Origin of the sequence: Tenacibaculum salmonis, assembly GCF_041053065.1 — a bacterium.
Taxonomy (GTDB): Bacteria; Bacteroidota; Bacteroidia; order Flavobacteriales; family Flavobacteriaceae; genus Polaribacter; species Polaribacter pacificus_A.
Window position 1 is genome coordinate 712,377 of the sequence record NZ_JBFCVV010000001.1, and the last position, 13,617, is coordinate 725,993.

At 27.4% G+C, this 13,617-nt stretch carries 13 protein-coding genes; 7 read left to right on the plus strand and 6 right to left on the minus strand.

The features are described 5' to 3' along the window. Nucleotides 1-21 precede the first annotated feature (21 nt). Entirely contained in the window at nt 22-747 is a 726-nt protein-coding gene (locus AB0T67_RS02965; RefSeq protein ID WP_369219082.1) for a (S)-benzoin forming benzil reductase, read from the plus strand. 15 nt (nt 748-762) lie between these two features. Here AB0T67_RS02965 and AB0T67_RS02970 read toward each other — a convergent pair whose 3' ends face one another. Continuing rightward, complete coding sequence (locus AB0T67_RS02970) at nt 763-1,386, minus strand: response regulator transcription factor (RefSeq protein ID WP_369219083.1); 624 nt, start codon at nt 1,384-1,386, stop codon at nt 763-765. A 17-nt stretch (nt 1,387-1,403) separates the two neighbouring features. Beyond that, nucleotides 1,404-3,287, minus strand: coding sequence for a tetratricopeptide repeat-containing sensor histidine kinase (locus tag AB0T67_RS02975; RefSeq protein ID WP_369219084.1), 1,884 nt, complete (start codon nt 3,285-3,287; stop codon nt 1,404-1,406). A 127-nt stretch (nt 3,288-3,414) separates the two neighbouring features. Between AB0T67_RS02975 and AB0T67_RS02980 the strand changes: the two genes are divergently transcribed. The 3 genes from AB0T67_RS02980 (at nt 3,415) to AB0T67_RS02990 (ending at nt 5,368) form a co-directional block, all read left to right on the plus strand. Continuing rightward, nucleotides 3,415-4,020 carry a hypothetical protein gene (locus tag AB0T67_RS02980; protein ID WP_369219085.1) on the plus strand — a complete coding sequence of 202 codons (606 nt, stop codon included), beginning with the start codon at nt 3,415-3,417 and terminating at the stop codon, nt 4,018-4,020. A 143-nt stretch (nt 4,021-4,163) separates the two neighbouring features. Then, nucleotides 4,164-4,808 (plus strand): hypothetical protein, encoded by a 645-nt coding sequence (locus AB0T67_RS02985; protein WP_369219086.1) that lies wholly within the window; start codon nt 4,164-4,166, stop codon nt 4,806-4,808. A gap of 98 nt (nt 4,809-4,906) precedes the next feature. Beyond that, nucleotides 4,907-5,368: a protease complex subunit PrcB family protein gene (locus AB0T67_RS02990; protein ID WP_369219087.1), complete on the plus strand. Its 462-nt coding sequence runs from the start codon at nt 4,907-4,909 to the stop codon at nt 5,366-5,368. Between the two features lie 111 nt (nt 5,369-5,479). Here AB0T67_RS02990 and ligA read toward each other — a convergent pair whose 3' ends face one another. From ligA to AB0T67_RS03010, 4 genes are all read right to left on the minus strand, one after another. Then, the gene (gene ligA, locus AB0T67_RS02995; protein WP_369219088.1) at nt 5,480-7,477 is read right to left on the minus strand and encodes an NAD-dependent DNA ligase LigA; all 1,998 of its coding nucleotides are present in this window, start codon (nt 7,475-7,477) and stop codon (nt 5,480-5,482) included. Nucleotides 7,478-7,670: 193 nt separating this feature from the next. Continuing rightward, nucleotides 7,671-8,045 carry a hypothetical protein gene (locus AB0T67_RS03000; RefSeq protein ID WP_271231867.1) on the minus strand — a complete coding sequence of 125 codons (375 nt, stop codon included), beginning with the start codon at nt 8,043-8,045 and terminating at the stop codon, nt 7,671-7,673. A gap of 97 nt (nt 8,046-8,142) precedes the next feature. After that, nucleotides 8,143-9,585 carry a glyceraldehyde-3-phosphate dehydrogenase gene (locus AB0T67_RS03005; protein WP_271231866.1) on the minus strand — a complete coding sequence of 481 codons (1,443 nt, stop codon included), beginning with the start codon at nt 9,583-9,585 and terminating at the stop codon, nt 8,143-8,145. 133 nt (nt 9,586-9,718) lie between these two features. Then, a complete protein-coding gene (locus AB0T67_RS03010) occupies nt 9,719-11,095 on the minus strand; it encodes a trypsin-like peptidase domain-containing protein (protein WP_369219089.1) in 1,377 nt (458 codons plus the stop codon). Between the two features lie 134 nt (nt 11,096-11,229). Between AB0T67_RS03010 and AB0T67_RS03015 the strand changes: the two genes are divergently transcribed. From AB0T67_RS03015 to mltG, 3 genes are read left to right on the plus strand one after another with little or no spacing between them, the layout of a single operon-like run. Then, nucleotides 11,230-12,003, plus strand: coding sequence for a diaminopimelate epimerase (locus AB0T67_RS03015; RefSeq protein WP_369219090.1), 774 nt, complete (start codon nt 11,230-11,232; stop codon nt 12,001-12,003). 2 nt (nt 12,004-12,005) lie between these two features. Next, entirely contained in the window at nt 12,006-12,530 is a 525-nt protein-coding gene (locus AB0T67_RS03020) for a GNAT family N-acetyltransferase (protein WP_369219091.1), read from the plus strand. Beyond that, complete coding sequence (gene mltG, locus AB0T67_RS03025) at nt 12,523-13,551, plus strand: endolytic transglycosylase MltG (RefSeq protein ID WP_369219092.1); 1,029 nt, start codon at nt 12,523-12,525, stop codon at nt 13,549-13,551. The genes AB0T67_RS03020 and mltG overlap by 8 nt, the downstream gene beginning before the upstream one ends. Nucleotides 13,552-13,617 lie beyond the last annotated feature (66 nt).

Sequence of the window (13,617 nt, forward strand, 5' to 3'; positions counted from 1 at the left end):
TTATTTTTTATATTTACCTTCATGAATATAATTATTATTACTGGCGGAAGTAAAGGAATTGGAAAAGCATTAACTAAAAAATATGCTTCTGAAAATTATCAGGTAATTTCTTTAGCAAGAACTTCATCCGAAGTAAAAAATGTACAACATATTTCTGTTGATTTATCTGATATTAAAGTAACTGAAAATATATTTAATATACTTTTAAATACAATAATCAATCAGAAAATCACTTCAATTACCTTAGTTAATAACGCTGGAAGATTAGGTAAAATAGCTAATTTAGAGAATTTAGAAGCCAATGATATTTCTAAATCTATTCAATTAAATATTACTACACCACTTATTTTATCGAGCTTATTTATCAAAAAAACAGCACAATTAAGCTGTAAAAAACAAATCATTAATATTTCATCTGGCGCAGCCAAAAAACCATATCAAGGCTGGAGTGTTTATTGTTCTTCAAAAACAGCAATTGATATGATGACAAAAACTATTGCTTCTGAACAATCAGAAATAGAAAATGGTGTAAAATGCGTATCAATATATCCAGGAGTTGTAGCAACTAATATGCAAAATCAGATTAGAAATACAAAAGAAACTGATTTTAAAAATGTGCAGCGTTTTATCGATTTAATGAAAAACAAAGAATTATACTCCCCTGATTTTGTCGCTAATACTATTTATAAAATTGATACTCAAAATCAATTGAAAAATGGCGATGTTTTTGATATTCGTAATTTTTAGAAAAACATTCTAATTTTAGCTATTTAAAATAGCTCCTAATTGAATAGCTTTTTTAACAACTCCTACATTTGTTTTTACTTGAAGTTTCAAAAAAATGTTTTTTTTATGAGTTTCAATCGTATGTCTACTCAAAAATAATAAGGTAGAAATTTCATCGACAGTATATTCTTTTGCGATTAAATTAACAATCTCTTTTTCTCTTTTAGTCAGTATTTTTGAAGAAAAATTTAACTGATTTTTAGTATCCATAGATTTATGAAAATAAGGAATACCTTTATAAACAATACTTTTTATCGCTTTTATTACTTCAGTAATATCGGCATCTTTTAACAGATATCCATTATAAAAACTAGGTTCAAAATGAATGGGATTAAAAGTACTAATAACCATTACTTTTAAATTAGAATTTTCCTTTTTTAGTTTCTTTATAAATTCGACACCATTTAACTCTGGCATAGACATATCAGTAATAACCAAATCAACTTTTTCTTTTTTCAAAAAATTAAGCGCTTTATTTGCAGTATCAAAAGTTTGTACAATTTCTATAAAATCGTACTTACTTAAAGATGCTTTTAAACCTTCCAAAAAAAGTAAATGATCATCTACTAAAACAATTTTTATTCTTTTTTCTATATTCATTTTGAACAATAAAAAATTTAATTACACGGTATTTTTATAATAATACTCACTCCTCTATTTGGAAGTGTATCAATACTAAACTCCCCTAATAAATTAGCAACTCTTTCTTTTATATTTTCAAGACCTATACCTTTTGATGTTTGTTTTTCATCAAAACCAACACCATCATCTTCCACTATCAATACTAATTCATCAGTAATAGTTAAAGAAACAGTTACAGTATTTGCTTTTGCATATTTATAAATATTATTAATTAATTCCTGTAAAGTTCGATATAAAAATAATTTATTTTTATCTGAAATAGTTAACAACATTTCTTCTGGATATATAAAAAACTCTATTGTAAAATGATTTTTATACTGCTCTTGTAAAACTTCTAATAAATCATTTATAGAATGTTTTATACTATAATTATAACTTAAACTATGTGATAATAAACGAACTTCTTTTGTAACGTTCATTAAGTTTTCTTGTAATATTTCTTTTTCTTTGCTATCATCTAGACAATTAGCATAATGCTTAATTCCCGCTAACTGCCCTCCTATTCCATCATGTAATTCCAAAGAAATTCTATTTTTTTCTTTTTCTTCCCCTGCTATATAACCTTCAATTCTTTCTATTTGTTGTTGCTGTTCTAATCGTTCTTTTTCTTTTTGATGTAATTTTAATTGTTGCGATTGAATAATTTTTTGAGCTTTAATACGAGACCTATAAATAATGATTAACAAAATAGCTGGAATAAATAGAAATAAACTAACTATTAAAATAATTTTTTTACGCTGACTTTCTAACTCTTTTTGCTTTTCTAATAGTGCTATTTTTGTATTTTTATGAGCTACTTCATATTCTGTTTGTAACTTTTCAAATGTTTTATTCTTATCTATTGTAAATAAACTATCTTTTAGTAAAATTAATTTTTCTTGATATAAAAAACCTTCTTTATATTGTTTAGCATCATACAATGCGCCTGACAACATCCAATATGAATGAGCTTTTTGATCACCATCAGCATATTTACCATATTGATTCAGCGCTTTTTCAAATTTCTCTATTGCTTTTGCATAGTTTTTAGTATCATAATAATAAATACCTAAAGAAATATTAATAAAGTATAAACGAGAATAGGCTAAAATACTAAGTGCTTTTTCCTCTGCCAAACCTAAATAGAAAAGTGCTTCTTTGTATTCTTCTCTTTGTAAAAGTAAATCTCCATAATTTAGATACATATTCGTTTTTACATAATCATTTTCCGTTTTTTTTATAATACTAATTCCTTTTCTATAAAAATAAGCACTACTATCTTTATTTTGTTTTATACTATTATTAAAATATAAATCACCTAATATCCTGTTACTATATGCCATAGATATATCTGATTTTTCAGAAAAAGATTTTTTAATAATACCTCTTAATAAAGTAATCGCCTTATTATTGTTTTTAGTTTTTAGATAAAGTGTCGCTTTTGCATTAATAACTTTGTGAAAAATCGTATAAAATCCATTTTTAAGAGCAATACTAGATGCCTTTTCTAAACTTTTTAAACTCACTATATAATTTCTGAGTCTACTCTTTATTTTTCCATCATAAATATATAATGAACTTAAAATTTTAAGGTTATTTGTTTTTTTAGCTAAATTTATACAAAAAAGAACCTTTTTTTCAACTTCTTTTATTTTTCGCTGTTTATATAAAGCTTCCACCAAATAATATTCAGACTGTAATATCAGGTGGTCTTTACCTATCTTTTTAGATAATAAAACAGCCTGTTTAGCATATTCAGTTGCTTTAGGTAAATTACAGAACTCTTCTTTTTTATACAAGAAATGTAAACGCTCAATGTTCGCAGTATTTTGAGAAAAAACTGTAGCTGAAAATAAAAAAATAACGCAAAATTTATTCAAAAAAAACAAGATAGGTAAATTTAGTATTAAATCTCAAAAGTAAAATAAATACCATAAACATGGTATTTATTTTCACTTATATAAAACGCATATTTGTAGAATACGAAAACAACTAAAAAATAAAATTATGAAATTGAACTTATTAATAATTTTGAGTTTTTTTCTTTTTACAAGCTGTAATAAAGATGATGACTCAAATGAATCAACAGATAATAACTTTCCTATTAAATTAGTTTTTAAAAATAAAATTGATGAACTAATTTTTTTTAAAAATGGGCAAAAGCAAGAACCTACAGAGGATGAAATAAACACTTTTTTTAAAGAAAATGAAGAAACATTAACCGAATTTGATAATGCAATGAATAACGACTTCTTCGAATTCGTGAATGAAGAGCTATTAACACTTAATTTAACACTAGATAATAGTGATGAATTCACTATTCCTTATACTTTTACAAATTCAATTTTAAATATTAGAACCTTTAATAATAACTACGCTCCTATTGCAGATGGTTCAATTGATGAAATAAAACGACTTCTTGTAATTGTTTTTTTTAATCGAGGACCTGGTAGTGGATCTCATAGTACTTTTGGGCTGTTAAAAGATAATGAAATTTTCCCATTATCTTTTGAATCTACAAAAGTTCATCATCACGATTTTGAATCATTAGATGATATTAAAGAAAATGATAATTTATATTTATTTACTCGAGAATATATTTTTAAGCAATAAAATTTAAAATTATTAATTCCTCAAAATCTTAGTAATTATAAAGAAACTTTGAACTGATTTTATACTTAAACTCTTGGAAAAAATTTTAAGAGAATTTAACGCAACTTTTTGGTTGCATTCTAACATCTACTAATAAAACTATTATGAAAAAAAATGTATTAATTATATTTATTCTCTTTCAATTATTTGGATGCGAAAAACATTGTCAAGATGATTGTAAGGGGTTTGACTTTGACAATCCTATATTCCAATGGCATTTATTCCCTAATAATATTGACTCTATTAGTTTTGTCAGTAATACTGATAAAATTTCATTAATCAAAAAAAATTACTCTGTTTCAGAAGCCAAACTAATTGAGTATGAATGTACACAAGCTGCACACCTGCTTTTTGGTAATCCAAACTTTCAAGAATGTCAAGAAAAAATTGTGTCTGAATATTCGTTTAGTAGCGAACAAATTAATGAAAAAATATCATCTAGTATAGATGATAGTACATCAAGTAAAAACCCTAGATTACATATTGGGTTTCAAAGAGGATTTGATTTAACATTAGAATCTAATAATAATTTATCAATTTCAGGTACTTATTACAATAGTGTATTAATGGAGGAAGCCATAATAAATGGACAAAATCAAAAAAACGTTTTAATTATATCTGCCAACCAACTAGCTGTAGAAAAAGCTATAGGTAGTATAATTACAAAACTCTGGATTATAAAAGGAAAAGGGATGGTTCAGTTTCAAATTGATGATAATATTATTTGGACACGTGAAAACATTTTGTAATATTTTATAACTAGTACTAGCTCTTACGAAAATTTTTAGGAGAATTTAACGCAACCTTTCGAACATTTTAACATCTACTAATAAAAACTATAACTACTATGAAAAAAAATGTATTAATTATCTTATTATCAATTTTTGTTTTAAGCTGTAATTCTAATGATGATAACCCCGAAATGACAAAAATTGAATTTACAACAATCTCTAAATCTAGTCTTAAAGGAAATGGTAAAGAAGGAATAATTCAACAAAATTTGGTTATTACGAATCAAAATTCATTGAATGATTTAATAACTAAAATGAATTCTATAAATAATGTTTCTTATCCTTTTTTAGAAACAGATATTGATTTTTCAAAACATAAAATTATAGCAGTATTTGATAAGATAATGCCTAACGGAGGGTATAGTTTAGATTTAGAAATTATATCTAATTCTGAAAATGTTATAGTTAGAAATACAAGATTAGTATCAGAAGAAGGAGGAAATGCAACTACTGTAATTACTCAACCTTTTCATATTGTAAAAATACCGAACTCTGATTTACCAATAATATTTGAATAAAAATATTATGAAAAATTTGACACAACCAAAATAGTTTACTTATCGAAATTTTAAGTTAACTAAAAAACTCTAGACTTCAAAATCTAGAGTTTTTTAATGAAATAATTTTTATTACCCAATTATATCAATAAAATTTTGTTCAGAAAGAATTGGTATTTCTAAACTTTCAGCTTTTGTTAACTTACTAGGCCCCATATTATCACCAGCAACAATAAAACTTGTTTTTTTAGATATAGATGAACTTACTTTCCCGCCATTATCTTCAATTGCTTTTTTAAGTTCATTTCTAGTCATTTGATGAAAAACACCAGAAACTACAAATACTTTTCCAGCTAATTTATCTGTTTGATTTTCTAAACTTTCAGCAGAAACTTCTAATTGAACTCCGTGTAATTTCAATCTATCTATTAATTGAATATTTCCTAAATCATTCGAAAAATCAATGATACTTTGTGCAATTCTATCTCCAATTTCATCTACAGAAATTAACGTTTCTAAATCAGCAGTCATTAATTTATCAATAGATTTAAAATGTTTTGCTAACTTTTTAGCTACCGTTTCACCAACAAATCGAATTCCTAAAGCAAACAATACTTTTTCAAATGGAATTTCTTTTGACTTCTCAATTCCTGCAATCATATTTTGTGCAGATTTTTCTGCCATTCTTTCTAATGGAATAACCTGTTCTGCTGTCAAATCGTATAAATCGGCATAATTTTGAATCAAACCTTCTTTACGTAATAAATCTACAGTTTCACCACCTAAGCCATCAATATCCATGGCTTTTCTACTGATAAAATGCTGAATTCTTCCTGTAATTTGTGGTGCACATCCAAATTCATTTGGGCAATAATGCTTTGCATCTCCTTCACTTCTTACTAATTCCGTATTACATTCAGGACAATTAGTTGCATATATTGTAGGTTCAGAATTATCTGGTCTTTTAGATAAATCAACCGCTATAATTTTAGGAATAATCTCACCTCCTTTTTCTACAAAAACAGTATCATTTATTCTGATATCTAGCTTTTCTATTTGATCTGCATTATGTAACGAAGCACGTTTTACGATAGTTCCTGCCAATTGTACAGGTTCTAAATTTGCGACAGGCGTAATCGCTCCTGTTCTCCCAACCTGATAAGTAATTTCATTTAAAACTGTTGAAACTTGTTCAGCCTTAAATTTATAAGCTATTGCCCAGCGTGGTGCTTTTGATGTATAACCTAATTCTTCTTGTTGCTGTAAATTATTTACTTTAATAACAACTCCATCAGTTTCGTAAGGTAAATCATGACGTTTAATATCCCAATAATTTACAAAATCGAAAACAGCATCAATTGTTTTTGTTAAAGTAATAGTATCAGGAACTTTAAAACCAACATTACGGGCAGTTTCTAAGTTTTCAAAATGAGTTTTATACTTACGTTCATCAGTAACAACTTGATATAACAAACAATCTAAAGGGCGATTTGCAACCTCAGCGCTATCTTGTAATTTTAAACTTCCGCTTGCCGTATTTCTTGGATTCTTATAAGCTTCTTCACCATTTTTAAGCCTATCTTCATTCATTTTATTGAATCCATCAATTGGTAAAATAATTTCACCTCGCATTTCAAAATTATGAACAAAATCAGCAGAAACACTTAATGGAATTGATTTTATAGTACGAATATTTGCAGTTACCTCATCTCCTTGAAAACCATCTCCACGAGTTACAGCCTTTATAAATTTACCCTTTTCAAAACTTAAATTGATCGATGCTCCATCATATTTTAACTCACAAGTATATTCAATTTCATCAACTCCTAGCATTTTTTGAATACGCTTTTCCCAATCTAATAAATCATCTTTAGAATAAGAATTATCTAAAGAATACATTCTATTTTTATGAGTAATAGTTTCAAAATTTTTAGTGATTTCTCCACCAACTCTTTGACTTGGTGAATTGGCATCAAAAAACTGTGGATTTTCGGTTTCTAATTGTATTAATTCTTTCAGTTTGATATCAAAATCATAATCTGAAATAGTAGCATTATCTAACACATAATAATTATAATTATGTTGATTCAGTTCTTCTCGAAGCGCTTGTATATTTTGTTGAATTGTCATTAAAATCGTCCCTATAATTAATTATGCTGTTTTCTCTGTTTCTTTTAAAAGTATAAAAAATGATTTTATCATTAAAAATACACAGCTAAATTAAGCAAAAGTTTTAAATCTCAACGGCAGATAACTTTACATTATAAAACAAAAAAACCGAAGCTTTTGCCTCAGTTTTAAATACAATATAGATTTGTTAAATTTATTTTTTTAATTTAACTGCATAAACAAGATTATCTTTAAATGCTGAAAACAAAAGTTCTTTATCATTTAATAATTCTATTTTCAAACCATTTACGAAACTTTCATCATCATCAAATTGTATAATATTAGTTGCTTCTTCAAACTTCCAATTTCCATTTTGTTGATTGTTATTCATCATAATTTGATATTTTCCATCAGTATGAAAAATCATCCAATTATTATTGTCTGAATACCGTTCTATTTCTTCACCTATTTGAACAGATGTTACCAACCATTTTCCTGATGATAAAAAATCAAGTTCATTTATTTGCTGAGCAAAAGAAACTGAAGTTATACTAATAAATAATAAAAGTGTAGATAATAATTTTCTCATAATCGGGGGGAATTAGAGGGTTAATACACTCAAATATAAAAAAATAAGCCGAAACAAATAAATGTTTCGGCTTATTTTACGTAAAAATAATGGTGTCTTAATAATAAGTAAATCTACGTACTTTAGCTATATGTTTAGCTAAACGCATCACTTGGTGCGAATATCCGTATTCGTTATCATACCATACATATACAACAATAGTGTCTCCATCTGCAATAGTTGCTTTACTATCAAAAATTGAAGGAGCAGTAGTTCCAACAATATCAGAAGATACTAATTCATTGTTAATAGAATATTGAATTTGCTCAACTAAATTACCTTCTAAAGCATATTGCTTCATAATAGCATTTACTGCTTCAACAGTTGTTGTAGTATTCAATTGTAAATTTAAAATAGCTAATGAACCGTTTGGTACTGGTACACGAATTGCATTCGATGTTAATTTACCTTCTAAAGCTGGCAATGCTTTTGCAACTGCTTTACCTGCTCCTGTTTCAGTAATTACCATGTTTAAAGCTGCTGCTCTACCTCTACGGTATTTTTTATGCATGTTATCTACTAAATTCTGATCATTAGTATATGCATGAATAGTTTCTAGGTGTCCTTTTTTAATTCCGAAGTTATCTTCTAATACTTTTAATACTGGTGTAATTGCATTAGTAGTACATGAAGCTGCAGAAAAAATATCTACATTATCAGGATTATTTTCTTCATGATTTACTCCATGAACAATATTAGGAATTCCTGCTCCTGGTGCAGTTAATAATACTTTACTTGCTCCTTTTGGAGTTAAGTGACGGCTTAAAGCTTCTTTATCTTTAAAAGCACCTGTATTATCTATAATTAACGCATCGTTAATTCCGTAAGCAGTATAATCAATATCTTCTGGTTTCCCTGCAGATATCATATATACAGTAGTTCCATTGATAATTAAAGCATTATTATCAACATCTACTTGAACAGTTCCTAAGAAATCTCCGTGAACAGAATCAATACTTAATAAAGAAGCTCTTTTTTCTAAAACTGCTTCGTTAATTTCTCCACGAGTAACAACAGCTCTTAATCTTAATTGAGAACCTTTACCCATTTTACTCATTAACTCACGAGCTAATAAACGACCGATACGTCCAAATCCGTATAAAACAACATCTTTTGGTTCAATTTCTTCAGCCTGAGTAGCATCTTTTAATTGATTTTTTACAAAAGATAATTTATCTGAAGATGCATCATCTTGTAAATGATATTCGTATGCTAATTTACCGATATCTAATTTTGATGCTGGTAATTCAATACTTTGTATAGCTTTTGCTATTTCTAAAGCATCATTAATTGAAATTGGTTTTGCTACAAATTCTTTAGCATAATCAATTAAATTTAAAACTTCACTTGCTCTTTTATCTACTAATTGATTTCTAAATAAAACCAATTCTATTGATTTATCGTACCATAAATCATTAACGATATTAATAAATTCAACAGTAGCACGTCTTACTTGCGCTTGACCTACTACTTCTTTTTCGTAATTTGTTATTGTTGACATAGTTGTGTGTTAACTAAATTTAAAAAAATTTGACGCAAAAATAGTAATTTCAAATGGGTTGGTTATCCTTTTATAAAACAAAAATGTTGTCAAAAATTAGTTTTCAACAACATTTAGTACCTTGTTTAATTATTTAAAATCGATAACGCTCTAATTTTCCTGTTGGGCTAATCAATTCTAAATACATTTGTTCATTACCTGTATAGGTATCTAAAATTGAAACTGCTTCTGAAGCTCCACTTATTTCTTTACCATTTATTTTTGATAAAATATATCCTGCTCCTACTTTATAATATTGAAATCCTTTATTATTGGTTGCTGTAATTTTAGCACCTCCTTTTACTTTATATTTTTTTCTTTCTTCGGATGTCAAATCTTTTAACTGCACGCCAAAAGAAAGCGATGTAAACGTATTTTTTTTACTTAATTTTACATTTTTTATAAAATATTCACCGTTTCTGTTAACTGTTACATTTACATATTCGCCAGGGCGTTTTGCTGTTAACTGTCCTTTTAAATCAGAAAATTTTGATATTTTAACCTCATTTACCTTCGTTATAATATCTCCTTCTCGCAAACCTGCTATTGATGCTGTACTATTATTTTCTATTTCACCTATTTTTACTCCTTCAATATCTTTTACTGAAGTATCAATACTAATACCAATTATTGCTTCTTGAACAGAACCAAATTCTAATAAATCATCTACTATTTTTTTAGTGATATTAGAAGGCACTGCAAATGAATATCCTATAAAAGAACCTGTTTTTGATGAAATTGCCGTATTAATTCCGATTAATTCTCCTCTAGTATTTACCAATGCACCTCCACTGTTTCCAGGATTTACAGCTGCATCAGTCTGAATAAAAGCTTCAATATTTTTATTCCCATCCAAATCTCTTCCTTTGGCACTTACAATTCCTGCGGTAACTGTTGATGTTAAATTATACGGATTTCCAACAGCTAAAACCCATTCACCTACTTTAGCATTATCTGAATTACCAAACGATAAATTAGGTAAATCTTCATCTGTATCAACTTTTAACAAAGCGATATCATTAGTTTTATCAGTACCAATTAAAACGGCTTTTAATTTCTTTCTATTATTTAGCGTAATTTCAATTTCAGTAGCACCTTCTATCACATGATTATTAGTAACAATATAACCATCTGGTGAAATAATTACACCACTTCCTGTTCCTACTTGTTCATATTTTTGAGTTTCATTTCTTCCAAAAAGTTGCGCATACGGATTTTGCTGAGTTCTTACTGCTGTATTTTTAACATGTACTACAGCGTGTATTGTTTTGTCAGCAGCCTCTGTAAAATCAGTTGGTGTTGATAATGTGTTAACCATTGTTGGCGTATAATTTACAGGAACGGATTGTAAACTATCAATCTGATTTTTAACTACATTTATTTGAGGTTGCTCAATAGCTATTTTATATCCTGCAAGTGCTATTACACCGCCTACTACTGCTACTCCTAAGGTTTTAAGTGTTTTTTTCATATTCTTACAAAGTTTTATATTCCAAATATAGCTTTTTTAACATTCTTATTAAATCTGTTTAACTTCATTTTAACGGACTTTAACCACTATTTAACACTTCTATTTATTTGATAAAAGATGTATATTTGCTTCCTATGAGCTTACAATTTTACAAATACCAAGGAACAGGAAACGATTTTGTTATCATCGATAATCGTACAGGGAAATTCCCTAAAAAAGACACTAATTTAATAACCAAATTATGTACAAGACATTTTGGTGTTGGTGCAGATGGATTAATTCTTTTAGAAAATGACACTGAAACTGATTTCAAAATGTTTTACTTTAACGCTGACGGAAGTGAAACTATGTGTGGTAATGGCGGTAGATGTGCCGTTGCTTTTGCTAAAGAATTAAATATTATTGATGAAAAAACAACTTTTATGGCTTTTGATGGTAAACATTATGCCGAAATAAAAGACGGAATTGTCGCACTACACATGATAGACGTAAATGAAATTATTTTAAATGATGGATATGTTTTTGCAAACACAGGTACACAACATCATGTTGAATTAGTTGAAAACTTACAAGATTACCCTGTTTTTGAAAAAGGAAAAGACATCAGATATAATGTTTACGGTACACAAGGAAGTAATGTAAATTTTGCACAACAAATAAATAAAAACACTTTTAGAGTTAGAACCTACGAAAAAGGAGTTGAAGATGAAACTTTAGCTTGTGGAACAGGTGCGACGGCTGTTGCTATTGCAATGCATGCTACTAAAAAAACATCAGAAAACCTTATTAGTTTACCTGTTGAAGGTGGTTTATTAGAAGTTAGTTTTGATGAAAAAGACGGAAATTACACAAATATCTTCTTAAAAGGACCTGCGAAATTAGTTTTTAAAGGAGAAATTGAACTTTAATAATGACTACTTTAAAAGGTGATTTTATAAATTTAAGAGCACTTGAACCCGAAGATTTATCATTTTTATTTACGATAGAAAATGATGAATCTTTTTGGGAAGTTAGCCATACACAAGCACCATTTTCAAAATATATTTTAAAACAATATTTAGAAAATGCACATTTAGATATTTACGAAGCTAAACAATTAAGGTTAGTTATTGAGGATAAAAAAAATAAAAATTCTATTGGTATGATTGATATTTTTGATTTCAATCCGCAACATAAAAGAGCTGGTATCGGAATTTTAATTCATCCTGATTATCAGCAAAAAGGAATTGCCTCAGAAGCTTTAAAACTATTAATTAACTATTGTTTTATACATTTACAAATACATCAGTTGTACGCTAATATTACTACTGATAACAAAAACAGCATCCATCTTTTCACAAAACATGATTTTAAAAAAATCGGTATAAAAAAAGATTGGATTCTAAGTAACGGAACTTATAAAGATGAAATTTTATTTCAATTGATACATGAATAAGAAAATAATATACGGAGTTATTGCTACTATCTTTTTAATTGGTGGTATTGTTGGTTTTAATTTTTATCAAAAAATTTACGGAAAATCGATTACAAAAAGTGGCGCAATCTATATAAAATCAGAAGATACCTTTGATGATGTTAAAAAACAATTAACTTCATACATGAATACTCCTGAAGATTTTATTTGGGTTGCCGATAAAAAACGTTTTACAAAACCTAAAGGAGGAAAATATCTCTTAAAAAAAGGAATGAGTTTAAACGATGTCGTTAATTTACTTAGAAATGGAAATCAAATTCCGATAAAACTTTCTTTTAATAATCAAGATTCATTAGAAAAATTAGCAGGAAGAATTGCAACACAAATTGAAACTGATTCGATTTCTTTAGTAAAAGTAATGAGAGATGTTTCTTTTTTAACTAAAAATGGGTTTAATCAAAAAAATGCTTTAGGAATGTATATTCCTAATAGCTATGAATTTTACTGGAATACATCCGCAGAAAAATTTCGTAATAAAATGCTTACCGAATATAATCGTTTTTGGAATTCATCAAGATTAAATAAAGCCAAAAAATTAAATTTATCAAAAAAAGAAGTGAGTACTTTGGCTTCAATAGTTCAAAAGGAAACTGCTCAAAAAAGTGAACGCCCTATTGTTGCTGGTTTATATTTAAATCGATTAAAAAATAACTGGCCATTACAAGCCGATCCAACGGTTATTTATTGTATCAAACAATTAAAAGGTGATGATTTTGTAGTGAAACGTGTATTAACAAAAGACCTTGAAATTGAATCTCCTTATAATACGTATAGAAATAGTGGTTTACCACCTTCTTTAATTGCAATGCCAGATGTTTCGGCAATAGATGCTGTTTTAAATTATAAAAAACATGGATATTATTATATGTGTGCGAGTATTGAAAAAATAGGGTTTCACGATTTTGCAACTTCTTTAGCACAGCATAATAGAAATGCTGTGAAATATCAACAATGGATTAGTAAACGTGGAATTAATAGATAATTTTTTAGGTAAAATACTTAAATAAAAATATAAGACGTAAATAGAAAAACGAAACTATATTTATGA